Annotated in this window: 19 protein-coding genes and 1 other annotated feature; of the genes, 15 read left to right on the forward strand and 4 right to left on the reverse strand. The window is 29.6% G+C overall.

The features are described 5' to 3' along the window. Positions 1-135: 135 nt before the first annotated feature. The 11 genes from ACTNBA_RS04570 (at position 136) to ACTNBA_RS04620 (ending at position 16,821) form a co-directional block, all read left to right on the forward strand. Complete coding sequence (locus ACTNBA_RS04570) at positions 136-1,257, forward strand: serine hydrolase (RefSeq protein ID WP_441072832.1); 1,122 nt, start codon at positions 136-138, stop codon at positions 1,255-1,257. Positions 1,258-1,801: 544 nt separating this feature from the next. Beyond that, complete coding sequence (locus ACTNBA_RS04575; RefSeq protein ID WP_441072833.1) at positions 1,802-3,178, forward strand: sodium-dependent transporter; 1,377 nt, start codon at positions 1,802-1,804, stop codon at positions 3,176-3,178. Between the two features lie 109 nt (positions 3,179-3,287). Beyond that, positions 3,288-3,839: a 5-formyltetrahydrofolate cyclo-ligase gene (locus tag ACTNBA_RS04580; RefSeq protein ID WP_441072834.1), complete on the forward strand. Its 552-nt coding sequence runs from the start codon at positions 3,288-3,290 to the stop codon at positions 3,837-3,839. A gap of 88 nt (positions 3,840-3,927) precedes the next feature. Then, a complete protein-coding gene (locus ACTNBA_RS04585; protein WP_441072835.1) occupies positions 3,928-5,706 on the forward strand; it encodes a peptidoglycan-binding protein in 1,779 nt (592 codons plus the stop codon). 165 nt (positions 5,707-5,871) lie between these two features. Continuing rightward, a complete protein-coding gene (locus ACTNBA_RS04590) occupies positions 5,872-6,717 on the forward strand; it encodes a C39 family peptidase (RefSeq protein WP_441072836.1) in 846 nt (281 codons plus the stop codon). A gap of 220 nt (positions 6,718-6,937) precedes the next feature. Beyond that, positions 6,938-7,636, forward strand: a complete 699-nt coding sequence (locus tag ACTNBA_RS04595; RefSeq protein ID WP_035132303.1) for a response regulator transcription factor — start codon at positions 6,938-6,940, stop codon at positions 7,634-7,636. After that, a complete protein-coding gene (locus ACTNBA_RS04600) occupies positions 7,611-9,923 on the forward strand; it encodes a histidine kinase dimerization/phospho-acceptor domain-containing protein (RefSeq protein WP_441072837.1) in 2,313 nt (770 codons plus the stop codon). Before ACTNBA_RS04595 ends, ACTNBA_RS04600 begins: the two co-directional genes overlap by 26 nt. Positions 9,924-10,113: 190 nt before the next feature. Next, positions 10,114-13,767: an efflux RND transporter permease subunit gene (locus ACTNBA_RS04605; RefSeq protein WP_441072838.1), complete on the forward strand. Its 3,654-nt coding sequence runs from the start codon at positions 10,114-10,116 to the stop codon at positions 13,765-13,767. Further along, a complete protein-coding gene (locus ACTNBA_RS04610; RefSeq protein ID WP_441072839.1) occupies positions 13,760-14,368 on the forward strand; it encodes a TetR/AcrR family transcriptional regulator in 609 nt (202 codons plus the stop codon). The genes ACTNBA_RS04605 and ACTNBA_RS04610 overlap by 8 nt, the downstream gene beginning before the upstream one ends. 87 nt (positions 14,369-14,455) lie before the next feature. Then, complete coding sequence (locus tag ACTNBA_RS04615) at positions 14,456-15,007, forward strand: pyruvate kinase alpha/beta domain-containing protein (RefSeq protein ID WP_150845961.1); 552 nt, start codon at positions 14,456-14,458, stop codon at positions 15,005-15,007. A 227-nt stretch (positions 15,008-15,234) separates the two neighbouring features. After that, positions 15,235-16,821, forward strand: coding sequence for an ABC transporter substrate-binding protein (locus tag ACTNBA_RS04620; protein ID WP_441072840.1), 1,587 nt, complete (start codon positions 15,235-15,237; stop codon positions 16,819-16,821). Positions 16,822-16,952: 131 nt separating this feature from the next. Here ACTNBA_RS04620 and ACTNBA_RS04625 read toward each other — a convergent pair whose 3' ends face one another. Then, positions 16,953-18,038, reverse strand: a complete 1,086-nt coding sequence (locus tag ACTNBA_RS04625; RefSeq protein WP_150845963.1) for a uroporphyrinogen decarboxylase family protein — start codon at positions 18,036-18,038, stop codon at positions 16,953-16,955. Beyond that, complete coding sequence (locus ACTNBA_RS04630; protein ID WP_035132322.1) at positions 18,031-18,699, reverse strand: cobalamin B12-binding domain-containing protein; 669 nt, start codon at positions 18,697-18,699, stop codon at positions 18,031-18,033. The genes ACTNBA_RS04625 and ACTNBA_RS04630 overlap by 8 nt, the downstream gene beginning before the upstream one ends. A gap of 224 nt (positions 18,700-18,923) precedes the next feature. Then, positions 18,924-19,147: a binding site (T-box leader), on the forward strand. Between the two features lie 257 nt (positions 19,148-19,404). On the opposite strand from ACTNBA_RS04630, the gene aspS reads away from it, so the two are divergent. The 3 genes from aspS (at position 19,405) to ACTNBA_RS04645 (ending at position 22,759) form a co-directional block, all read left to right on the forward strand. Continuing rightward, positions 19,405-20,694 carry an aspartate--tRNA(Asn) ligase gene (gene aspS / locus ACTNBA_RS04635; RefSeq protein WP_441072841.1) on the forward strand — a complete coding sequence of 430 codons (1,290 nt, stop codon included), beginning with the start codon at positions 19,405-19,407 and terminating at the stop codon, positions 20,692-20,694. Between the two features lie 238 nt (positions 20,695-20,932). Further along, on the forward strand, positions 20,933-22,318 hold the full coding sequence (locus tag ACTNBA_RS04640; protein ID WP_441072842.1) for a rhodanese-like domain-containing protein: 1,386 nt from the start codon (positions 20,933-20,935) through the stop codon (positions 22,316-22,318). A gap of 27 nt (positions 22,319-22,345) precedes the next feature. Beyond that, a complete protein-coding gene (locus ACTNBA_RS04645) occupies positions 22,346-22,759 on the forward strand; it encodes a hypothetical protein (protein WP_441072843.1) in 414 nt (137 codons plus the stop codon). A 100-nt stretch (positions 22,760-22,859) separates the two neighbouring features. Here ACTNBA_RS04645 and tpx read toward each other — a convergent pair whose 3' ends face one another. Then, complete coding sequence (gene tpx / locus ACTNBA_RS04650) at positions 22,860-23,345, reverse strand: thiol peroxidase (protein WP_346847731.1); 486 nt, start codon at positions 23,343-23,345, stop codon at positions 22,860-22,862. Positions 23,346-23,445: 100 nt separating this feature from the next. Continuing rightward, complete coding sequence (locus tag ACTNBA_RS04655) at positions 23,446-23,997, reverse strand: manganese efflux pump MntP (RefSeq protein ID WP_441072844.1); 552 nt, start codon at positions 23,995-23,997, stop codon at positions 23,446-23,448. Between the two features lie 632 nt (positions 23,998-24,629). Here ACTNBA_RS04655 and ACTNBA_RS04660 point away from each other — a divergent pair. Continuing rightward, complete coding sequence (locus ACTNBA_RS04660; RefSeq protein ID WP_441072845.1) at positions 24,630-26,420, forward strand: MutS family DNA mismatch repair protein; 1,791 nt, start codon at positions 24,630-24,632, stop codon at positions 26,418-26,420. Positions 26,421-26,504 lie beyond the last annotated feature (84 nt).

The following is a 26,504-nucleotide window of genomic DNA, read 5'->3' on the forward strand; positions in this document are numbered from 1 at the left end:
TAATATTTAGTTAAATGAAAAACAGGTGAGGAGTCTCATCTGTTTTTTGTTTTCAAATATAAATTTATGTATAAATAGTTAAATTGTGTTATATAATTATTTATAAGGTTGTAAATATTTAAATAAGGTGATTTTATGGAGAAGGTCCTAATAACCATTATATTAAGTTGTAAAGTTATATATATATTTTTTATGGGAGGAACATGGAATCAACTATTAGATAAAGAAATTAGCTACAAACAGGTAGATTATAATAAAGCAATAAATGTAGAACCCAATTTAGAGAAAATGGCTTCAATTAGAGAAAGTAGTATAATTGACTCTATTCTTAATGAAATTACTTTAGGGCAACAGAAAGCTAAGGTTAATATAAAAAATGTAGAAGTTAATGAAATTAATCTTTTACCTCATATTACAGATGATATTTATGATTCAGGAAAACTCTGTGTACAAAACTCCAAGTTTCAGATTAGTGATGGATTGTTAAAAGAGATTTATGAATTAATTAATTGCTATGGAGCTAGAACATCATTTTATGCAGTAAACATGGAAGATAATATGACTTTAGGATATAATCCTGATATAACATTTCAAACGGCTAGTACTGTTAAAAGTCCATTTGTGTTATACGTCTATAAAAAAATTGATGAGGGTAAGGTTTATTTAGATGATAAAATTAGTTATGATCCACGATTTTATATTGAAGGTGCAGGATTAGTTTCTAGTAACCCTGTTGGTACAGAATATACTTTAGAGGAGTTGATATTTTATACTATTCATTATAGTGATAATACTTCATACAATATGTTACACAATTATCTTTGGGATGAGGGTTATAATGATATGCTTAGAGACCTTGGATGTAAGGAGTTTTATTTAAATAAGGGATACATATGGGGAAGAGGAAGCACCAGAAGTGCTGCACTTATATGGCAAGAAATATATAATTTTAGTAAGCAGTGTGAAAGTGGACAAACATATCTAGATATATTAAAGGATACTGAACATAGTTATATTAGAAATTCACTTAGTGATTATAAAGTAGCTAGTAAATATGGATGGATTCAGGAACATTGCCATGATACAGGAATTGTATTTGCAGATAAACCATATATAATTGCTATTATGACTGACAATGGTGGCAGTTGGTCTGGTGGTGAACAAGTTATGAAGATAAGTATTTGTATAGACAAAGTTATGAAGGAATATAATCAGTGGCAGAATGATAGAATAAGGTATAAGGATAATATTAAATGAGGAGAGTGGAATTACTCTCCTCATTTTTACAAGAATAAAATATTTTCATATAAAAAGATGAAAAGCTTTAAATTGAAAAAATGAAAGAAAACGACAAAATTTTGTTGAAATTTATAATTATTTTATATATAATTTTAAATTAAATACTTCTATATGTTAATAAAGTATAAATAGAAGTTCTAATATTCATTATTTTTTTAAATATAGGATATTGCTATATACTGAAAATTTTTAAAGGGACATTATAGAATTTTAATGTTATTGCAATATATTGTTAATAAAGTGTCAAAAACGATTTATTAATATATTTTATGGTGATTTCAAAATATAGTTAGTATCTGGAAAGCCTTTAAATATAAGGGATAACATTTATGCGGCTATAGAAAATATAATAACTACAAGTAAAATGATGAATATAAATAAAATTACTATTCAATTATCTGAAAATTTGTATTATAATAATTATAAAATATATTCTAAAATTAAATATATTTTATAATTAAATATATTTTAAACAATTATCAAATTTGATAGGGGGAAAGTTATGGATAAAAATACGAGTAACAGAGGACAATGGGCATCTAATATAGGTTTTATATTGGCAGCAGCAGGTTCAGCGGTAGGTTTAGGGAATATATGGAAGTTCCCGTATTTAGCAGGTGCCAATGGAGGAGGAGCTTTTGTTGTTATTTACTTAGTTATGATTGTAATCATTGGATTTGTAATTATGCTAGGTGAGATGGCAATAGGACGAAATACTCATTTAAGTTCAGTGGGAGCATATAAAAAGTTAAGTGAAAAGTGGGCTTTTGTAGGTTTTATTGGAGTAGTTGTGGGATTTTGCATACTAGCATTTTATAGTGTTATAGGTGGCTGGGTACTAAATTATATAGGTAAGTATTTAATTGGAGGTATATCAGGAGCAGAAGCAGGAAATTATTTTAGTGGATTCATAGCAAGTACTACTCAACCTATAGTATGGCACTTAGTATTTATGGTTCTTTGTTGTGTAATAGTATTAAAAGGAATAGCTGGAGGTATAGAAAAAGCAAGTAAATTTATGATGCCAGCGCTATTTATATTATTAGTTATAATTGCTATTAGATCAGTAACTTTAGATGGAGCAATGGAAGGAATAAAGTTTTTTCTAAAACCAGATTTTTCAAAGGTTACAATTGGAACAGTTATGGCAGCCTTAGGACAAGCATTCTTTTCCTTAAGCTTAGGAATGGGGGCGATAATAACCTATGGAAGTTATTTGGGAAAGACAGAAAACTTAGAAAAGAATGCAATAATTATACCAGCTATAGATACAGCAGTGGCTCTTCTTGCTGGATTTGCAGTGTTACCAGCAGTGTTTGCCTTTGGATTTGAGCCGGGAGCTGGACCAAGTCTCATGTTCATAACGTTACCTTCAGTATTTGATTCAATGCCTTTTGGACAATTTTTTGGTATTTTATTTTTTATATTAGTTTTATTTGCAGCATTAACATCAGCCATATCATTGCTTGAAGTTGTAGTAGCCTTTGTAATTGATACTTTTAAAATAGAAAGAAAGAAGACTACTATAATAATATCAACAATTTTATTTTTTATAGGAATACCTTGTTCCTTGGCCAATGGACCAGTTATGAAAGATGTATTAATATTTGGATATAATTTCTTTGACTTTATGAGTTTCTTAGCTGAAAATCTACTTATGCCATTAGGAGGACTTCTGATGTGTATCTTTATAGGATATGTATGGGGTGTTGATAATATCTCAGATGAGATTAGTTGCAATGGTAAATATAGATTTAGAAGTAAACCATTCTTTGTAATAATGATAAAATATATTGCACCAGTTTTAATATTCATTATATGGTTAAATGCCATAGGAGTATTACCGTATATATTAAAAATATTTGGAATAACATTATAATAAATTTAAAGGAATACTACTAAACAATATTATTGTTTTGAGTATTCCTTTATTTAATGTATTATAAAATATATAAAGATATTAATCGGAGGATAGGAGTAGATTACTAATGAATATAAAAGAAGAAAAAAGGCAACTTCGTAATGAAATTATGAAACGTATTGCTGAATTATCAAAGGATTATACTTTAGAAGCGGATAAGAAAATTTATGAAAAAGTAATAAATCTTAAGGAGTATAAAGAAGCAAAGGTTATATTTTGTTTTGTAAGTACAGAAGATGAAATTAATACAAGAAATATCATAGAGAATGCATTAGAAAGTGGTAAAAGAGTTGGAGTTCCCAAATGTATAGGTAAGGGGATTATGGAGGTACATGAAATCAAGGGCTATAAATCTTTAAAGGATGGAAAGTATGGGATATTAGAACCTAAGGATGAATGTCCATTAATTAGGTCAGAAGAAATAGATTTTGCTATAATACCTTGTGTTTCTTGTAATATGGAGGGATATCGTTTAGGTTATGGAGGAGGATTTTATGATCGTTACTTAGAACATGCTACCTTTACTACAGCTGTTATATGTAGAGAAAAGATTACTTGTGACTATATTCCTTATGATGAACATGATGTGAAAATTCATAAAGTGATTACAGATAGATAAATTAAGATAATTCTATTTTGAAATTTTACTAACATAAATAGCTTTTCTCCATATAATAACTATGGATAATATTTTTTAGGAGAAAATTATGGGAAGAGGTTTTATAAAAGTAGAACTTTTTACTGCAAGAGAGGTGGTACCTGTTTCAGGCGGAAATATATTTATTTTAAAAAGTACTTCAGTAGATTTTGATAAAGGGCGTATATTAACTACAGATTCTAGCGGAATAACGAAAATATTAGAAGTAGATACACCAGATATTGAACTATCAAAAAATAAAGATTCTGAGCAAATACCATATTCAGTATATGATTTATATGTTAGAGCTCCTGGATATAAGGATGCAGTAGTAGAAGGGGTTCAAGTTTTTCCTAATGAAGTATCAATACAACAAGTAGAAATGATACCTACTACTAAGGAAAGAGAATTTTTAGAGGAACTAGAGCATAATTATATTCCACCACATCAGTTGATAGAGGAAATGCCTAGGGTTCAGGTAGAGGAGAAAGAGCCAATATTTCAAAGCAAGGTGTTGATAAGACCATATATTCCGGAATTTATAACAGTACATTTGGGTGCACCGTCATCCTATGCAGAAAATGTTACTGTAAGATTTCCAGAATATATAAAGAATGTGGCATCTAGTGAAATATATCCTACTTGGCCAGAGCATGCTATAAGAGCCAATATATATTGTCAAATTTCCTTTGCATTAAATAGAGTATATACAGAGTGGTATAGAAATAAGGGGTATAACTTTCACATAACTAACTCTACAGCCTATGATCAATACTTTATTAAGGGAAGAAATATTTTTGAGAATATTAGTAGAATTGTAGATGATATATTTAATGAATATATTATAAGGGAAGGTTATATGGAACCACTACTGGCACAATATTGTAATGGCACAACTGTAACTTGTAAGGGGTTATCACAATGGGATACTGTAAAACTTGCTACAGATGGATATGAAACTATGGAGATACTAAAAAATTACTATGGTGATAATATTGAACTAACAAAAACTAATGATATAAGAGGTATAGAAGAATCCTTTGGTGGAACTCCATTAAAGCTTAATAGTACAGGAAGTGATGTAGAAACAATTCAAAGACAAATAAATAGAATTTCTAATAATTATCCAGCAATACCTAAAATAGAACCTGTAGATGGAGTGTTTGGATCAGAGACAGAATCATCTGTAAAGGCATTCCAAAGGATATTTAATTTATATGCAGATGGAATCGTTGGAAAATCAACTTGGTATAAAATATCAGGAATTTATGTAGGAGTTAAAAGATTAGCAGAATTAGAGTCAGAAGGAGAAAAATTAGAAAGTACAGGAGAGTATCCTGGATATTTATTAAAGCAAGGCTCCACAGGTGATTCTGTATCCCAAATGCAATATTTCTTAAATTTTATATCTCAATATTACAAAGAAGTGCCTCCAATTAATGGAGATAGTATTTTGGGTGTAAGTACCTTAGATTCAGTAATACAATTTCAAAAGAAATTTGGATTAGATGTAGATGGAATAGTTGGAAAGCAAACTTGGGATAAAATATACTCTGTATATAAAGATATAATTAATGGAAGTAATAAGCCAGAAGGGGATGGATATGAGTATCCAGGATATATATTAAAACAGGGTTCTAGAGGAAATGTCATAAGTAAATTACAAACCTACTTAAGCGCTATAGCAGATAAGTATCCCTCTATAAAAAATATAAATGTGGATGGGATTTTTGGAAAGGCAACAAATCAAGCAGTTATAGATTTTCAAAAGTGCTTTGAATTGAATTCTGATGGTATAGTTGGGCCATTAACTTGGGAGAAGATTGTACAAGTATATCAAGATATTTAATTTAGGAACAATATGATAATTAAGATAAAGCTTATTCTATGGATTTTAATTCCATAGAATAAGCTTTTAATTGTATATAATTTACAATTTGTTTAATTATTTAATCTGTTTTACATAGTATACTATATTTAACAAATAAATCCTTTAGAAAGAAGGTAAAATCCATTGAAGATTATAAAAAGAGTAAGAGCTATGGATAAAAACTATTCAATAAAAGGGAAATCAATAATTCTGAGAACAGTTTTATTTTTTACATTATGCATTTTGATAGTATATATGTCAGCTATTTTAAAATCCTATGCACCAGAGCAGATATCACTATGGAGTTATAAGAAACTAAATAATGAATTAAAAACTGACAAAATTAAAGAACAATCTAATAAAAGCTACAAGCTTATCTCTGTACCATATATAAGTCAAGCTGGAGAATATCCAACAGGATGTGAGGTTGTAAGCACATCTATGATACTAAAATATTATGGATATAACATATCTGTTGATGAGTTTATAGATGATTATTTAGAAAGCTCATTTTTAGAAGAAGTTAATGGAGATTTATATGGTCCTAATCCTAATGAAGCTTTTGTTGGAGACCCAAGAAGTGTATATAGTTATGGGTGTTATGCCCCTGTAATTGTTAATTCATTAAATAAAATCTTAGGAAAAGAGCATTGGGTAAAAAATACCACAGGAAGTGAGTTTAATGAACTTATAGAAAATTATATAGATAAAGACATACCTGTGTTAGTTTGGACAAGTCTTAATTTACTTCCTACTGAATCAGGTGCAGAATGGTATCTGCGAGAATCAGGGGAGAAGTTTCAGTGGATAAGTAATGAGCATTGTATGGTACTTGTAGGTTATGACAAGGATAAGTATTATTTTAATGATCCCTATGAAGGTAATGGGGTAGTTGGCTATGATAAGAAGTTAGTGGAAAAAAGATTTAAGGAATTGGGAGACCAATCAGTAGTTATTTTAAATAATAAATTAATGAATAAAATATATTAACATAAACATGGAGCTTATACTTTAAGAATATTAAAGTATAGGCTCTATATTTTATAAAAGTTAATGAATTATGTTTCATAGCTACCATTCTTATTATGTGAACATATTGTAAGAATTTCTTAAGGTTTATATAAACAATTATTTAATATTTTAAGGGTAATATAGAAGTATAGCTTGAGAGAAGTCATGGTATAATTAATATGAAGTGGAGGGGAGTACAATGAATTACAATGTATTAGTAGTTGATGATGATAAAGAAATAGTAGATGCCATTGAAATATATCTCTCAAACGAAGGATTAAAAATATATAGAGCTTGTGATGGGATTGAAGCTTTAGAAACTTTAGTAGATAAGGAAATACATCTTATCTTGATGGATATAATGATGCCGAGGATGGATGGAATTAGAGCAACTCTTAAAATTAGAGAAGAAAAAAATATTCCAATAATTCTTATTTCTGCAAAGTCAGAGGACACGGATAAAATCTTAGGCTTAAATATGGGAGCAGATGATTATATAACAAAACCTTTTAATCCTTTGGAGTTAATTGCAAGGGTTAAATCACAACTTAGAAGATATGTGACCTTAGGTAATTTTAACAAAGAAGAAGAAAAGGAAGTTTTAAAAAGTGGGGGATTAGAACTAAACACTAAAAATAAGGAAGTATTTGTTGATGGTGAAAGTATAAAACTAACACCTATAGAATTTAAAATTTTAGAATTATTGCTTAAGAATAAAGGAAGAGTATTTTCCATGGAAGAAATATACGAAAGAGTTTGGAATGAAACTAGCTACAATGTAGATAATACTGTAGCTGTGCATATAAGAAGGATTAGAGAAAAAATTGAAATTAATCCAAAGGAACCAAAATATTTAAAGGTGGTGTGGGGAATTGGATACAAAATCGACAAGTGTTGATGAAAAGGATAGAGAGTATGAAGAAATGGTAAAAGACTGTAGAAGAATAAAAATAGCAAAGACTATAGCTATTATAATAACTGTAGTAATGGTATCCATATCCCTAATTTCTTTTAAAGATATTAGAGTTAATAGTGGTATTTTTGATGAAAGAAGTCTATATGGAAGTAAATTTTTAGGAAGTGAAATCAACTCTTTTACAGAAAAGATTCTTGAAGTAATGGAACTTTATAAAACAGAAGATTATATTAAGGAAATAAAAAATTTAACCCAGGAAGAAATTCAATGGAAAAAAGAAATTATAAGAAAGAAGATTCAAGAAGAGTATGATAATGAGCGAAGTAAGTTACATGAAAAATACACTAACAATTGGGATGAAGAGAAGGTTAACAAAGAGGAAGAAGCTATCTATAAAAGTATAGAGGAAAAGTACAATTATAGTGATGAAGAACTAAAAAAGTTAATAGTTGAAGAAAAATTGGTGAATTACAATAGGTATATTAAGACTTTGGACAGTTATTCAAATTTAATGTACATTGCCTATGATAAAGCTAATGACATATGGCTTACCAACTATAAACCAGGTAAGGATGCCATTGCAGAGTTAAAGAAAAATAGTGGCTATTTTTCGGAATATCATATTTCTAGTGGAGTAGAAAATAAAAATATATTTATTAATGGAGAACTTATTAAAGACAAGGAAGTAAATGAATATGGTAACTACAGGGAAGGTTATGGAGCTACTGTAGTAGTGAAACATAGTTATAATGAGAATGGTAATAGTTATACTAATGAAGAGAGTTTTAGAGTAAAGGGAGACTTGGATATATATGTAGCAGTCCCAAGTAAACTAGTAGCTGGAGATAGCATATATAATACCTATGAAAAATTTCTGCAAGCTAATTCTATTGTAGATACAGAAATAGGCATTTTGGTAGCCTCCTTATTTGGGGTAGTAATTATGATTTTTGTCCTTAAGAAGTTTAGATATAAGCCATGCTATTCAAATAGAATAGTAGAAAAATTAAAAAATATGCCTTTAGAATTTAAGTTATTAGGTATATTAATGGGATGGATATCTTATCATATGTTTTTTACACATAATTGGAGTAATGAATATAGATACACCATAAATATTAATAATATAATGGTGGTAACACTAATTTTGATAGCTTATTACTTAATTATCAAAGCCTTGCTTCAAAATTATAAGGAGAATACACTTCTTAAGGATAGTTATGGAGTAAAACTTTATAATCATTTATGTATAGCTATGGAAAAAGGTACTTTAGGAAGAAAATTAGTATTGGTTATAGGAGTATATGTAGCTATTTGTACTAGTGTATCTTTAATGTTAATGGTTATAGTAGGAGCAGTAGGAGCAGTTATTGCCCTTGGCTTTGATATAGTTGCTACAGCAATTGTTATATATAAATTAGTAAAAGAGTTTGCTTATTTAAATAAAATAACTAACGGTGCTAAGCTTATTTCAGAAGGAAAAATTAATGATGATATATCAGAAGAGGGTAAGGGAGCATTAAGAGATCTTGCTCATAGTATAAACAATATGAAGCAAGGACTGAGAAAATCTATAGAAAATGAAAATAAAAGTGAGAAAATGAAAACAGAGCTTATTTCAAATGTATCTCATGATCTTAAAACTCCATTAACATCAATTATTAATTATGTAGATTTACTTAAAAGAATGGGCATTGAACCAGAAGAAGCAAGAGCCTATGTAGAAGTTTTAGATAGAAAATCTCAAAGATTAAAGATATTAATAGAAGACTTATTTGAGGCTTCCAAGGCTGCAAGTGGAGCTATGCAGTTAAACTTTGAAAAAATAGAGTTAAATGCTTTAATAAAGCAGACATTAGGAGAAGCAGAGAATAGAATTCAAGAAGCAAATTTAGATTTTAAAACCAATATACCATCAGAAAAAATATATATTAATGCTGATGGGAGAAAGATTTGGAGAGTATTTGAAAACCTAATTTCTAATGCTATAAAATATTCCCTAAAAAGCACTAGAGTTTATGTAGATGTAAAATCTGAAAATGGTAAGGTATATATAACAATGAAAAATATATCAGCCTATGAATTAAACTTTGATGCTAGTGAGATTACAGAAAGATTTAAAAGAGGAGAAGAATCAAGGAATACAGAAGGTTCAGGCTTAGGTTTAGCCATTGCAAAAAGCATAATAGAACTTCATGACGGAACTTTAGAAATAGGTATAGATGGGGATTTGTTTAAGGTGACTGTTGAGTTTAATATTTATGAATAATACAATCTAAAAAATATATAAAGAGAATATACTACTTGAAAATAGACTAAGTACTTTAGTTAAGTATTTAGTCTATTTTTAAGCAGCTTTTTAAAGCCATGAACTTATTGTAGCTATATGTAATATATGGTATAATATCTGGTGACTGGACGGTCAGTCATTTAAATTTAATAATAATGGGGGTACTAAAGTGTTATCAAAATTCAGCGTGAAGAAACCTATGACTGTTATAGTAGGGGTTGTACTGGTTATTATTCTTGGAATTATATCTTTTACATCAATGACTACTGATTTATTGCCTAGTATAGATTTACCTTATGTAGCAGTAATAACTGCCTATCCTGGTGCAAGTCCAGAGAAAGTTGAGCTTACTGTGACAAAGCCATTAGAACAAGTTTTATCTACTACTAGTGGAGTAGAAGAAATTAATAGTATTTCTAGTGAAAACTCAAGTATGGTTATTATTCAGTTTACTCAAGGGACTAATATGGAAAGCGCTATGATTGAGATGAATGGAAATATTGATATGGTAAAATCCCAACTTGATGATGAAGTGGGGACACCTATGCTAATAAAGATAAATCCAGATATGCTACCAATTGTAGTTGCCAGTGTAGACTTTGATGGGAAAGATATTACTGAAACATCAAAGAAAGTAACAGAGGAGATTATACCTGAATTTGAACGATTGGATGGAGTAGCATCTGTTTCTGGTACAGGGATAATTGAGGAAAGTTTACAAATCGCTCTGAAGCAAGAAAAAATAGATAAACTTAATAATAGAATTCTTAAATCTATTGATGGAAAGCTATCTCAAACTAAAGCAGAATTAGATAAAGCTGAAAAAGCTTTACAAGATGGTAAAGTTAAGTTTAATGAAGAAAGTGATAAGCAGAAGGAAAAGTTATTGGAAGGTAGTATGAGCCTTTCTTCCGGAAAATCTCAAGTTGAACAAGGGCTAAAACTATTAATCCAAGGTCAAGAAGAATTAGAAAAAAAGCGTGATGAGATTAAAAAGGAAAAGGAAAATCTAGAGAAAGTTATAGAAGAACAAATAAAGGCAGGAGAAGAAACTTCAGCAGAAGAAAAATTAAAATTAACACAACTATCTATAACTTTGGAAGCTACTAATAAAAGTATTGAAGAGATTTTAAAGCAAAAGAAGGAATTAGAGAAGAAGTTATCAGAAATTATAGGGGGAGAAAAACAATTAGAAGATGGAAAGGCCACCCTTAACTATGAGTTAGCCAAGGCACAACTTCAATTAGAAGAAAGTGAGGAGGCTATTAAGAAAGGAAAAGAAGAATTTAAAATTGCAGAAGAAAATGCTTATAAAAAAGCAGGATTAGATGGAGTGATTTCCCAAAGTTCATTAAGTAGTATATTAGCAGCAGAAAACTTCTCCATGCCAGCTGGATATATTACAGAAAATAAACATGAGTTTTTAGTTAAGGTAGGAGATCAATTTTCAAATGTAGATGAAATAGAAAATTTAGAATTGATAACCTTGGATATAGATGGTATTGGTACAGTAAAGCTTAAAGATGTGGCAGATATAGGATTTATAAATAATTCCCATGACATGTATGCAAAAATTAATGGTAATGATGGTATTTTACTTTCTTTCCAAAAACAAAGTACAGCTTCCACTGCTGAAGTATCCCATGATATAAATAAAACTATCGAAAAATTATTAAAAGAAAATCCAGATATGCATATAAATCAGCTTAGTGATCAAGGAATGTATATTGATATTGTAATAAATTCTGTATTAAATAACTTAATATTAGGAGGAATTCTTGCGATAGTAATATTACTTGTTTTTTTAAGAGATATAAAACCAACATTTATAATAGCAATGAGTATACCTGTAAGTTTATTATTTGCAATAGGTCTAATGTATTTTAGTGGAGTTACTATGAATGTAATATCTTTAGCAGGACTAGCGTTGGGAGTTGGTATGTTAGTAGATAATAGCATTGTAGTAATTGAAAATATATATAGATTAAGAAGTGAAGGTATGTCTTCGACTAAGGCTGCCGTTTATGGTGCAGCTCAAGTCTCAGGAGCAATATTTGCATCTACGTTAACAACAATTTGTGTATTCTTACCTATTGTATTTACTCAAGGAATATCTCGACAACTGTTTACTGACATGGGACTAACAATTACGTATTCATTGATTGCGAGTTTAATTATAGCCCTAACCTTGGTGCCTACTATGTCATCTACTATGCTAACCAATACTAAAGAAAAGCCCCATAAACTTTTTGATAAAATTGTAGGTATTTATGTAGAGTTACTAGAAAAAGTCCTTAATCATAAGATTATAATTATAGGTTTAGTGGTAGTATTATTAATTTCTAGTGCTTATAGTGCTTTTTCTATGGGGACAGCATTTATGCCAGAGGTTGATAGTAATGAGATAATGGTATCAATAGAAATGCCTAAGGAAAGCACTACCATAGATGCTAGAGAAATGAGTAATAAGGTAATGGATATAATCCTTACAATACCAGATGTTAAAACAGTAGGTGCTATGCAAGGTGGCAACGGTTCCATGGGCCTTCTAGGTGGTAATGGTAGCAATAAAGCGGTATCTATGTATATAATTTTAAAAGACGAAAGAAGTAACACTAGTCAACAAGTGGCTACTAGCATAGATGAAAAGACAAAGGACTTAAATTGTGATATAACTGTAAATTCATCTAATATGGATATGTCAGCTATGGGTGGGTCAGGTATAGAAATTCTTGTTAAAGGTAATGACTTAGATAAACTTAAGGAGATAGCTACTGATTTAACAGGAATTTTAGAAAACACTGAAGGAACAATTGATATATCAAATGGCCTAAAAGATGCATCAGAAGAGACTAGAATTACAGTTGATAAAAATAAGGCACTTAAATATGGACTTACTGTAGCACAAGTATATCAACAAGTAGCTACAGCTATTAAGAATGAAACTAAATCAACTAATATTACAATTAACTCTAATGAATATCCTGTAATAGTTGTAACTGAGTCTAAGGAAGAATTAACAAGGGAAACATTGAAGGATTATACTATAAAAGCTACAGTTAATGGTGAAGAAAAGGAAGTATCCCTTAAGGATATATCTACAATTTCAGAAGACCAGGCATTAGCTTCTATTAATCATAAGAATCAAGTACGAAGTATGTCAGTTACTGCGGGTATAGACAATGAACACAATATTGGACTTGTGAGTAGAGATGTAGAAAGCAAAATAAGTTCTTATAAATTACCTGAGGGATACACCATAGATATTACTGGAGAAAGTGAAACTATTAATGAAACCTTAGGAGATTTAATAAAAATGATTTCACTAGCTATTGTTTTAATATATTTAATAATGGTAGCTCAATTTCAGTCATTATTATCACCATTAATAGTAATGATTACTATACCTCTAGCGTTTACAGGAGGACTCTTAGCATTAGTAATAACTGGTTTCGAGATAAGTATGATTTCCATGTTAGGTTTTCTTGTATTAGCAGGAATTGTAGTTAACAATGGTATAGTTTTTGTTGATTATGTAAATCAATTAAGGTTACAGGGTGTGGATAAAAGAAGTGCTTTAATTGAAACTGGAAAGGCTCGTATTAGACCTATACTTATGACAGCATTAACTACTATTTTAGGACTTTCAACCCTTGCTATGGGAATAGGAATGGGAGCAGATATGATTCAACCAATGGCTATTGTGACCATAGGAGGATTAACCTATGCTACACTATTAACATTATTTATTGTTCCTATTATATACGACATATTGCATAGGAAGGCTTTAGTAGTAGAAGTTGAGGAGGGTAAAAATGTTTGATAATAACTATGGTAAAAGAGAAATAGATATATTTAATGCTGTAATAAAGCTTATTAATGAAGGCATAGACCTGCATTCAGTAAAAGCTGCTGATATTGCAGAAGCAGCTGGTATAGGAAAAGGAACCCTGTATAATTATTTCAAGTCTAAGGAAGAAATACTAGCAAAGGCTATTATATATAATATAGAAATTCAATTTAATGAAGTATTTAGCATAGTTAATAAAGCTCAGGGATTTAAAAATAAATGTTATGGTTTATTTAAATTAATAGAAGAAAATTCTAGAAGCAAAAACTCAAACTTTATATTGGCTTTATCAAGTATTGAAACAGATAAACTAAGACAATATTTAGAAGAAGGTAACCAAATTTTTATAAAGCGAAAGGAAGAAATGTCTGACGCTGTAAGAAGGTTAATGGAAGTTGGAATAGATGAGGGTATAGTTAAAGCACAAGAAAATAGAGAGTATGAATATTATGTATTTATAAGTGCTATGTTAGGCTATTCAAATTATTTTTGTTCTACATCAAACCTTGAAGCCATGGATATAGAAAAGATAAAAGAAAATGCTTACACTTTGATTTTAAAGTCGTTAAGTTAAAGGATTTTAATTAGGGTAGAATTATTAGCAAAGAGGATATATGTTATAATTTAAATATATTATATGTAATTTGGGGAGGAAGTTAGTATGTATTTTGAAAAACCAGGAAAACAGAATACTAAAGATACATTAGAGAGTGCATTAAAAACAGCTCGTAAAAGGAGTATTAAGACTATAGTAGTACCTACTAGTACAGGGAATACTATAGAGGAGCTTCTTAAGTTAGATATAGATGGAATAAACATAGTATGTGTTACACATGTTAATGGGTTTAAAGAACCCGGAGTTCAAGAAATTTCTGCAGAAAAACTAGAATTATTTAAAAGTAGAGGAATTAAGGTTGTAACTACAACCCATGTGCTTAGTGGAGCAGAGCGTGGACTTTCACGTAAGTTTGGAGGAGTAAATCCTGTAGAAATAATTGCATACTCCCTACGTATGTTAGGTCAAGGTACTAAAGTAGCAGTTGAAATAGCAGTAATGGCTTTAGATAGTGGTGCTATAGGATATATGGAGCCCATTATAGCTTTAGGGGGAACAGGCCTAGGAGTAGATACTGCCATTATTATGCGTACGTCTCATGGTTCTAATATTTTAGATTGTAAAATAGATGAATTTATTTGTAAACCAAGTTTATAGTATAATTTTATTTAACTTATTTTAAACTCAATATTCCATTAAGTTTATAGAACTGTCTCAAAACAATTTACTAATATAAGATGTAATTTGTTTTGAGATAGTCTTTTTTGTGGGTAGATTTCATAGTAGTCCTTTATTTTAAGAATAATTTATTTTTATGCTTAAAATTAGTCTAAAGTGCAAAAGCTAAAGTAAAATAATTTATGTTTTATATCAAGGAGGACATTATGAAACTTAAAAGAATGATTTCTATGTTATTAATAATTATAAGTATAATGAATTTTACTGGGTGCGGTAATTTAAAAGGTCCTAAAAATGATGAAGGGCAAATATCTACTACGGCTGGAGGAAATATAATTGTTCCAGTAACAGAGAAACCAGAAATAGTAAACCCTGCATTTACCAATGTAGGAGAGGTTCAGCTAGTGTCTAATATAATTTATTCTCCACTTTTTTCTTATGGAGACGGAGATGTTAAAACTTATCTAGCAGAGTATGTTGACTTTAAGGATAATAAGGAGATAACTGTTAAATTAAAGGGAAATCTAAAATGGCATGATGGCAAACCCATAAATGCAGATGATTTGGAGTATACAATAAACCTGATTTTAGATGAGAATCAGGATTCACCCTTAAGAGAGTATTTAATTATAGATGAAAAGCCTATAAAAGCAGAAAAATTAGATGAATTAACTATTAAAATAACCCTTCCAGTTGAGAGCTCAATGTTTTTGTATAATCTTTCCAAGGTGGTTCCTATTCCTAAACATATTTATGAAAATGAAGGTATAGTTGCCACTTCAGAGGAAAATAAAACACCTATAGGATCTGGGCCCTTTAAATTTAAAGAATGGACTAAAGAAGATAGTATGGTTTTAGAAAAATATGATGATTATTATTCAGGAAGTCCTAAGGCTGATTTCATAACAATAAAAGTATTTTCATCAGAAGAAGCTGCAGAGGAGGCTTTTAATAAGGGAGAGCTAACCATAGTTAAAGCAAGCCCAGAATTATATGATAAAGCCTATAAGGGAGAAGAATTGCAATCTTATACCTTTAGCCAAGGAAGATTAAACTATATAGTTTTTAATCAAAATGTTAGTTCAATGCAAAATATAGTATTTAGAAAAGCACTATCCTATGCTTTAGATAGAAAAGAAATGATAGTTGCAGCCTATGGAGAATCAGGTGCAGAGAAGGTAGAAGAAGGGAATTCAATTTTAATTAAAGAGGCAGAACTATACATAGAAGATGAGGTAGAAGTATATAATCATGATATAGAAAAGTCTAAAGCATTAATAGAAGAAAGTGGAGTTGCTATAAGTAACCTTAAGTTAGCATATAATACTGAAGCCTTTGCTCATAAGGAGTATGCAGAAATTGTACAGAAGCAATTAAAAAACATAGATATAGAGGTTGACATAGTACCTTATGAAAATGTAGATTTTTATAACAAGTTATATAGTAAAGATGATGAATGTGCTTTATACATTAGTGGATATTCTTTAGGATTAGCTCCAGAAGATTATAGAAAGATGTTTGAAACAGGCTCTTACTATAATCAAACAGGATATACTAACTTTAAAGTAGATAATTTATGGAAGGTAGGGGCAGAAGAGGTAGATGCAGATAGAAGAAAAGCAATTTATCGAGATATACAACGTCAGATTGCATCAGATGCAGCAATTTATGCTATAGATTATGAACAAAACCTTATGGTAGCACAAAAAAACCTAGATGGAGTACCAGAAGCTAAACCTACAGCTAATATACTTTTTGAAGATTGGTCAAAGTTACATTTAAATAATAAATAGACTACATGTAATTTAAGCGCTGAAACTTACCTAATAGTATAAGAAAGATTACTTTCAACAATGTAAGGAAATTTCAGCGCTGATTTAATTTTGAATATTTTAAAACTCATTTATAAACCAATAGGATACATTTAAATACCACCATACTTTTTAATAAGAAAATCTATTTTTTCTGGATCTATAGGCCATCCAAGTTCTCTAGTAACATCCAGCATAGCATGGATATTATCCATAGGAGTTTCAACAGGAAGTCCACATCCAGACATTACCGAATAGCCTTTAGGACTATCATAACCATCCCTTATACATATTAATGTAGCTACCTTAACTTCATTAGGAGTACCACTATACATTACAGTAGAAGGATCTACATTTCCCATGATTTTTATTTGGTTTCCTATAGTTTCTTTACACTTTGATAGGCTTACTACATTATCTATGCTAAATGCACTGAAGCCTAAGTCTACTATATCTTGCCAAATAGGATCTGTTTTTCCACAAATATGAACAGAAGGAGTTGAACCTTTATCTTTTATGAAGTTAACTAATTGTTCCATATATGGCGTACAGTATTTTCTGAAATGAGTAGGGCTAATAACAGTGGACGATGCCATAGGTTCACAGATGCTAATTCCAACGCCTTGTTTTAGAGATTCTTTCACAAAAGAAATACAACTATCAAGAGAAATTTTGCATAGTTTATGAACGGCTTCAGGATTTCTTATCATGAGTTTGGTCATTTCTTGAACACCAATTAAGAAACATGCATTAGTGAATGGTCCTACTATTGCTGCACTACAAGGAACTTCAGAACCTATAGCATCTTTTACGATTTTCATAGCTTCTATATGAATAGGAAGCCTTCCATCCTTTAATGGGTTTACAGGGGTAAGTTTACTTAGTTCATCTATAGATTTAATTGCTGGTTCAAGTAGGTCTACAGTATTATCCTCTGGATATTTCATTTTTGCACCCATGGCTTCTGAAATGATAAATAAATCTGTAAATATTTTAGCACCATCTCCACCAAATCTTTTGTGGGTTTCTATAACTGCATGGGATAGAGCTTTACTACTATGATTAAACTCAGAAATTTTTAATCCTGCTACCCTTGCGATACCGTTGGAAAGATTTGGATTGCATTGTATTCTATCGATAGTGTTTCCTTGAGAAATTGCTATAGCCCTTTCCATAGGAGTCATTTTATCTTTAAACATTAGCTACATTCCTCCTTGAAACAAGGTCTTTGGCTAAACGAGCAGCCTTTGAAGCCTCTACTTCATAACCATCTGCCCCTATTTTATCTGCAAAGCTTTGAGAGATGGGTCCACCACCTATCATGACTACAACATCATCTCTAAGTCCAGCATCATTTAACATATCAATAACTACCTTCATATTATCCATAGTTGTAGTCATTAAAGTAGACATTCCAACTAATGTAGCTTTTGTTTCTTTTACTTTATTTATGAATTCCATAGGAGGAACATCTCTTCCTAGGTCATATACTTCAAAACCACAGGTTTCAAGCATAATTTTGAATAAATTTTTACCTATGTCATGGGTATCGCCCTCTACTACACCCACAACAGCCTTATGTTTTATCTCATTAGAAGCAAATTTTAGATGAGGTCTAAACTTATCCATACCTGCATACATAGCATCAGAACACATAAGTAGCTCAGGAATATAATACTCCTCTTCCTCATATAAAATTCCTGCCTTATCCATTCCTACAGCTAAACCAGAAGCTATTCCATCATAGGCATCATATCCTAGATTTAGGTATTCGTCAGCTTTAGCTCTTACTAAATCTTCATCCATATCAAGGACGCTGTTACATAGAGCATCTAAAAGTAAATTTTTCTTTTCGTCCATTTTCACACACACCTTTTTGTTTTATTGTAGGTTTCTATAAATTCATAAAAAAATAAATTTATATCCAAGTATATAATAATATTTTTTTTAGAATAATTTAGCATTATTTGAAATAACTATTAGTTAAATTTATTTATTTAAAATTCTAACTAAAAATAATGAAGAATTATCAAAATATATTGACAAAAATTCTAAAAAGGCATATTATATAGAAAATATATATTTATAATTCTTTGAAAGGAAGAGTAAATATTACTAAGTATGTAAAGCGAGTAGAGGATGGTGGAAGCTCTATGAGAAAAGTAGTATTGAAAGACATCCTGGAGATATTTACCTGAAATGAAAAGTAGGGTAGATCGGATTCCCCCGTTAAAGGGATTGAGATGATAAAGTAAATAATACTTAATCAAATTAGGATGGTACCGTGGATATTGCTTTCGCTCCTATTGGAGTGAAGGTTTTTTTATTTTAATGAAATAGAGCTCATTTCATTAATGTAAGTTTTCTTAGAATACCGGTATAAGGCATCTTCAAATGTCTTAAGAAAATTAATCTATCCTAATATATAATAATTTCTAGAGTGTATAACTCTAAGAATTTATTAGTATTTAATTACTATATCAGCAAGGGTGGTACCGCATATTTTGCCCCTTGAGCCGTTGGCTTAAGGGGCTTTTAAAATGTTTAAATTTAGGAGGTATAACAATGAAAAGAGTATTAGTAAATAATTTAATTGATCATATGAATAAGAAAGTAAAAATATCAGGATGGATTTATCGCATAAGAAAGTTAAAATCTATTTCTTTTATAGTGATAAGAGATAGAACAGGACTAGTGCAATGTGTAGCTGAAAATTCTATTGCTGAAAAAATGGAGTTAAAAACAGAATCTGTAGTTTCTATTGAGGGTGTAGTTAAAGAGGGAAAAAATAAATTAAATAACTTTGAGATTGAAATTGAAAGTATTGAAGTTATTAATTCTACAATAGGGGAACTTCCTATAGAAGTTAATAATAAAGACCTAAACATTAATTTAGACACTATGTTAAATAATAGAGTATTAAGTTTGAGACATGAAAAGATAAGTTCAGTATTTGGCATTCAAAATATACTAGTTCAGGGATTTAGAGAATTTTTAACTAAGGAAGGGTTTACAGAAATTTTCACACCCAAATTAGTATCTGAGGGAGCAGAAGGAGGAACAGAGGTATTTAAGGTTAAATATTTTGAAAGAGAGGCTTATCTAGCTCAAAGCCCTCAGTTTTATAAACAGATGATGGTAGGTGCAGGTTTTGAAAGAGTTTTTGAGATAGCTCATGTATATAGAGCAGAGCAGCATAATACCAATAGGCATTTAAATGAATATATAAGTATGGACTTTGAAATGGGATTTATCGAAGATGAAAGAGAAGTTATGGACATGGAAGAAAGATTATTAAAGTATATTTTAAATAAGGTTAAAGAAGAGGGAAATAAATACTTAGACATACTAGAAGTTAAAATTCCAGAAATTCGGGGAGAAATACCTAGAATGAAGTTGAAGGATGCCTTAGACATATTAGAAAAAGAGTACGGTAAAGAGAACTTAGATGGAGACCTTGACCCAGAGGGTGAAAAACTTATTTATAGATATGCCAAGGAAAGGTTAAACTCAGATTTCATATTTTTAACCCATTACCCAAGGAAAAAGAGACCAATGTACACCATGCCTTGTGGAGAACTAGAGACTTACAGCTTTGACTTATTATTTAGAGGAGTTGAAATAACTACTGGAGGACAAAGAATTCATAATTATAATGAGTTAATAAAAAATATAGAATATAAAGGCCTTAACCCGGAGAATTACAGCAGCTATACCTGTGTATTTAAACAAGGTATGCCAACCCATGGAGGTCTTGCCATAGGATTAGAAAGATTAACGGCTCAGCTATTAGGATTAGAAAATGTAAGAGAAGCATCACTAATTCCTAGGGACAGAACTAGACTTACACCATAAGTGACCTTAGGAGCAAAGTGAGAAAATAAAATTTTATAATTTAGATAAGTGTAAAAATATCTAAGATAATGTGAATGAATTTATAGATAAACTTCTTCTATTTAAAATTTAAATAGAAGAAGTTTATCTATTGTTAAATCAAATTAAAATAAAATGAAAAAATGTTTACATACTATATAAAAGGTGCTAAGCTACAAGTGGAAAATTGTAAAATAATTAATACAAGGGAGGATGAAACATGAAAAAGTCTATAAAAGTAATGTTAACAGCAGTAGCTTTAACACTATCAATGACAGCATTGACAGCATGTGGAACTAAAGATAAAGCTAAAGACAATGAAGGTTCAAGCTCAGAAGTTAAAACTATATCTACTGAAGAGTTAGCAAAAAATATTAAAGATGATAAGTGGATAGTTGTTGATACAAGAGCAAATGATGCATATAATGGTTGGAAATTAGAAGGTGTTGAAAGAGGCGGTCATATTGAGGGTGCTGTAGATTTTTCAGCAGATTGGCTAAATGCAGATACAGAAAAGAAAGAAGAAAGTTTAGCTAAAGATTTAGAAGCAAGAGGAATATCAGCTGATAAAAATGTTATTCTTTATGATGCAAATGGAGAAGATGCAAAAGAAGTAGCTGATTATTTATCTAAAAATGGATTTAAAAATTTATATACATATGATGTTAAGGAATGGGCTAAGGATGAAAATAATGCTATGGTAGCTTATCCTAATTATGAAATGTTAGTTCCAGCATCATGGGTTAAAGATTTAATAGACGGAAAAAAACCAGAAACCTATGAGGGAAAAGAATTTAAAGTATTTGAAGTTTCATGGGGAGAAGAAAAAGATTCTCCAGATTATTTAAAAGGACATATTCCAGGAGCTGTACATATTAATACAGATGAATTAGAAGAAGGACCGCTATGGAATCGTCTTTCAGATGATAAGCTTATAGAATTTGCTAAAGCAAATGGTGTAACTACAGATACAACTGTTGTACTATATGGTGGAGATACTTGTGCAGCTTCAAGAGCAGCAGTTATATTTAAGTATTTAGGAGTAAAAGATGTTAGATTATTAAATGGTGGAACTAGCAAATGGACAAATGCTGGATATGAGGTAGAAACTAAATCTAATCCTAAGGTTGCAGTAGAATCTTTTGGTGCAGATGCTCCGTTAAAAAAGGATTATATTGTTGATTATGATAAAGCACTTACAGCAGTAGATAAACCAGAAGAAAACACATTGGTAGATATTAGAAGTTGGGAAGAGTATATAGGAAAAACTTCAGGATATAGTTATATTAAACCAACAGGACGTCCTGTATGTTCGCTATGGGGTCATGGTGGTAGTGATAGCGCTAGTATGGAAGACTTCAGAAATGAAGACAATACCATGGTTAGTGGGGATCAAATTCTTAAGATGTGGAAAGAATATGGTATTACAACAGATAAAAACTTAATGTTCTTCTGTGGAACAGGTTGGAGAGCCGCTGAAGTTCTATGGTATGCTGATGTAATGGGAATTGAAAATATATCTCTTTATGATGGTGGATGGAATGAATGGAGTGGAAACACTGGAACTAAAGCAGGTCCAGTAGCAACTGGAGAACCGCAAAAATAGATATGAAGTTAGGTAATTGATATGATTATGAAAAGTATTTTAAAGTGGCTAGGTACTATCATTCAAATTTCACTAGTTATATTCACAGCAGTGATATATACTTTATCCAATAAGAAAATGGGATTGGTTAGACACTTTACTTATCAAAATTATAAATGGGATGATATAAATTTAAGGTTATATTTCATTTGTATCTTAAGTTTATTAATAATTGCATTTATAATTTCATCCTATGTTAAGTATAAAAAATCAGTTAAATTTAGAAAGACTATTTATTTTAAAATAAATATTATGTTTATAGCATTAAGTATTATATCAACAGTTTTTGCTATAATATCTAGTACAGATAAACTACTAACATACTATGTTTTTGTATTAGCAACTATATTTATTTTAATAATAGAATTATTAAAAATTAGTTTTCTTCAAATGAAGAAATAAAATTAACTAATAGTAATTTTAATATAAGTTTAAAGTCCGGGATGTTGTTATACATCCCGGACTTTTTTAAAAAATATATTAATTTAATAGTTGCATATCCTTACTTCACAGCTTGAAGTGCAGCTTCATAGTTAGGTTCATCAGTGACTTCACTGCAATATTCTACATAGGTAATTGTGTTATCTTCATCTAATACGAAGACAGCTCTAGTAAGTAATCCTAGTTCATTGATGTATACTCCATATCTATCACCAAATTCTCTAGTTTTATAATCGGAAAGAGTAATTACATTTTTAATTCCAGCAGCTCCACACCATCTACCTTGAGCAAAAGGTAAATCCATTGATATGGTGTATATAGTAACATTATTAAGTTTAGAAGCTTCTTCATTGAATTTTCTAACTTCCATATCACATACACCTGTATCTATAGATGGAACAACTACAAAGATTCTTTTTCCTTTAGTATCTTGTAAAGTAACAGGTTGTAGTTCATTATTAATTAAAGTAAAGTCAGGAGCCTTATCTCCTACTCTTAGTTGAATTCCTTTTAAAGTAATTGGATTGCCTTGAAATGTAATTTCCAAGCATATCATCTCCTTTTAAATTTATATTCCATAGATATAATATGCTCAAATATACTATTTATTATAAGGTTTTATAACAATATTTAAATAGTAAACAATATTATAAAACTGCCTTTACAGCTATAATAATTAAAATAATTCCGCCTAATATTTCAGCTTTTTTACCAAGTAAATCTCCACATTTCTTTCCTATGAAGATGGCAATAAAACTACAAATAAATGTGGTTATACCGATGATACAAATAGCTGGAAGAATAGCAATATTCATAGCGCTAAAGCCAATACCTACTGCAAAAGCATCTATACTAGTAGCTATTCCTTGAAAAAATAAAAGCTTGTAGGTAAGGGGTACAACTTTATTTTCATCTTCTTCTTTATCAGGAAATATACCTTCTTTTAACATATTTGCCCCTATAAATCCTAATATGATTAAAACTAAAATACCAGAATATTTACTTAAAATTTCTGAGAACATTCCTCCTGCATAATAACCTAGAAAAGGCATTGCCCCTTGAAAGAAGCCGAAGAATAAAGGCATAGCCATAATTTTTGTTTTAGTAGCATCCTTGTACACCATACCATTAGTCATAGATACTGCAGCAGCATCCATACTAAGACATAATCCTATCATTATAATTTCAATAGTATTCATTAAAAAACTCCTTAATCTTATTTTATTAAACTTTAAGTTATCTTCCTAATACAAAATAAAAGACCCATGTATAGCAAAGTTTAAAGTATCTCTTTTATTAGAGACATCTTAATTAAGCTATACATGAGTCTTGTTCTTTAAGGCAAGCCAGATTAAAAAAATTAATCATTATGTTGACTTGTCACGTATAAAAATATTATACGCAAACTACTCCCCCACGATACATTATTTTACTATTATATTATAAAACCATGAATAAGTAAACATAATTTACACTTTTATATAAGTTTGATATAAGTAGAAATATTGGATATAATATACATGTAATATAACATGTAGTAACAGTGAAGATCAACAATATAAATTAAACATAAAATTAAACTGAAAAAAATATTATAAAATAGCTTATCTATATATGGAGAATTTACCTATAAAACTATATAAATTTTTATATAGGAAACTATTTACCTACAAAACTATATAACTATATAAATAGTTAACTATTTGTTCTGTTCATGCGGGTTTCGAGGATTTGCTGTTTAAATATTATATTTAAACTTATGTTAAATATATAAGAAATGGATATAGGTACAGTGATGATTTTAAAGTATAAAAAAGTAAGGAGTAATAATGTGGTTGAAGATAAATTTTTAAGCAAAATAAGTAAGTATAATGATGATATTGCTAAATATAAAAAAGATTTTGATAGAATCGGATATTTAAGATTAATAGTAATGATACTAGCCTTGTATTTCACCTATATAGGAATAAAGGGAGAAGTGACAAATAGGGTTCTATTTCTTTCTGTGGTTTTTTATGGAAGTTTTATATTTTTAGTAATATATCATAGAAAAGTAAAAAGTAAATTACAACTGGCTGAGGATATGATTGCAATTAATAATAGATACCTTCAAAGAATTTCTGGACAGTGGATAAACTTTCAAGATTTAGGAGAAGAGTTTGTAAATAAGGAGCACAGATATGCATCTGATTTAGATATTGTGGGTAGTGAATCTTTATTTCAATTAATAAATATAACTAATACTTGGCATGGAAGAAAATCTTTAGCTAATTCTTTATTAGAACCAAGATTTGATTATAATGAAATACTATTAAGACAAGAGGCTATAAAAGAGTTATTTGATGACTTGGATTTTTGTGAGGAAATGGAGTATATAGGTAGAAATAGTAGGAATAGATTAAAAAGTCCTGAAAAATTAATAAAATATGTAGAAGATAAAGGTGTCCTTATAAAATCGAAATTAATTAAAAAGATTATATATTTAATGCCCTTAGTTACAATACCAATTACTTTAATAATACTTATATTTAAAATGAATAATTTTAATTGGTTAATGTATTTGCTTTTAATTGTGCAAACAATTATATGGACAGTATCTACTTTAAAATTAAATTTAGTTCTTGAAGTGGTTAATTATTTTAGAGGAAACCTAGAAGAGTATTTAAACATTTTAAAATTAATAGATAATAAAGATTTTAAATCTAAAAAGTTAAAGAATATAAAAGAGAATTTATTTAAAGATAAAGATTCATCAATTAAAGCTATAAAAAGACTTTCTAACATATCAGAAAGAGTGAATATGAGAAATAATGGATTGTTATATTTAACTTTAAACATACTATTTCTTTGGGATTATCAATGTGTATTTTCTCTTGAGGATTGGAAGGCTGAAAATGGTGATAAAATAGAAAGTTGGCTTTCTAATATTGGAGTTATAGAAGAGCTTATGAGTCTTGCTGTGTTAATTCATATAGATGAAAATGTAACATTACCAACAATAAATCCTATGGGTGCTAAAATAGAGGCACAAGACCTTGGTCATCCTTTGATAAATAGAGATGTACGGGTTAATAATGATTTAAGCATGAAGGAAAATATATTTATAATTACAGGATCAAATATGTCTGGTAAAACTACATTTTTAAGAACTATAGGTATAAATTTAGTTTTAGCCTATGTAGGTGCACCAGTATTTAGTAAGAAAATGGAGTGTAGTTTATTAGAGATATATACATCTATGAGAATAACAGATGATTTAAAAAATGGAATTTCAACTTTTTATGGAGAATTAATTAGAATAAAGGAAATTATTGAAGGTGCAAATAATAATAAAAATATGATTTTTCTTATTGATGAAATTTTTAGAGGAACTAATTCTAAGGATAGGATTACTGGAGCTGAAGCTGTAATTAAAAATTTAAGTAAAGCTGGAGTTATAGGGGCTTTAACTACTCATGATGTAGAATTATGTAGTCTTTCAGAACATAGTGGAATAAAAAATTATCATTTTTCTGAGTATTATAGAGAAAATAAAATATATTTTGATTACAAACTAAAAGTAGGTAAATCTAATACCACAAATGCTAAATATTTAATGAGAATTGTAGGAATTGAAATTTAATTTACGTGGGTTTTTTATATTTGAAGAAAATGATGTAATTTTAAGTATGTATTAAGTACTTTTAAGTTAATATTCTCATGGAAA

The organism is Clostridium sulfidigenes (genome assembly GCF_052067195.1).
In the GTDB taxonomy this organism is placed as follows: domain Bacteria; phylum Bacillota; class Clostridia; order Clostridiales; family Clostridiaceae; genus Clostridium_J; species Clostridium_J sulfidigenes.

Coding starts and splice junctions, on each gene's coding strand:
- ACTNBA_RS04610 (WP_441072839.1), top strand. CDS start 13,760: ATGTTTGATAATAACTATGGTAAAAGAGAAATAGATATATTTAATGCT.
- ACTNBA_RS04630 (WP_035132322.1), bottom strand. CDS start 18,699: ATGGACGAAAAGAAAAATTTACTTTTAGATGCTCTATGTAACAGCGTC.
- ACTNBA_RS04580 (WP_441072834.1), top strand. CDS start 3,288: ATGAATATAAAAGAAGAAAAAAGGCAACTTCGTAATGAAATTATGAAA.
- aspS (WP_441072841.1), top strand. CDS start 19,405: ATGAAAAGAGTATTAGTAAATAATTTAATTGATCATATGAATAAGAAA.
- ACTNBA_RS04595 (WP_035132303.1), top strand. CDS start 6,938: ATGAATTACAATGTATTAGTAGTTGATGATGATAAAGAAATAGTAGAT.
- ACTNBA_RS04655 (WP_441072844.1), bottom strand. CDS start 23,997: ATGAATACTATTGAAATTATAATGATAGGATTATGTCTTAGTATGGAT.
- ACTNBA_RS04575 (WP_441072833.1), top strand. CDS start 1,802: ATGGATAAAAATACGAGTAACAGAGGACAATGGGCATCTAATATAGGT.
- ACTNBA_RS04625 (WP_150845963.1), bottom strand. CDS start 18,038: ATGTTTAAAGATAAAATGACTCCTATGGAAAGGGCTATAGCAATTTCT.
- ACTNBA_RS04570 (WP_441072832.1), top strand. CDS start 136: ATGGAGAAGGTCCTAATAACCATTATATTAAGTTGTAAAGTTATATAT.
- ACTNBA_RS04620 (WP_441072840.1), top strand. CDS start 15,235: ATGAAACTTAAAAGAATGATTTCTATGTTATTAATAATTATAAGTATA.
- ACTNBA_RS04615 (WP_150845961.1), top strand. CDS start 14,456: ATGTATTTTGAAAAACCAGGAAAACAGAATACTAAAGATACATTAGAG.
- ACTNBA_RS04585 (WP_441072835.1), top strand. CDS start 3,928: ATGGGAAGAGGTTTTATAAAAGTAGAACTTTTTACTGCAAGAGAGGTG.
- ACTNBA_RS04645 (WP_441072843.1), top strand. CDS start 22,346: ATGAAAAGTATTTTAAAGTGGCTAGGTACTATCATTCAAATTTCACTA.
- ACTNBA_RS04640 (WP_441072842.1), top strand. CDS start 20,933: ATGAAAAAGTCTATAAAAGTAATGTTAACAGCAGTAGCTTTAACACTA.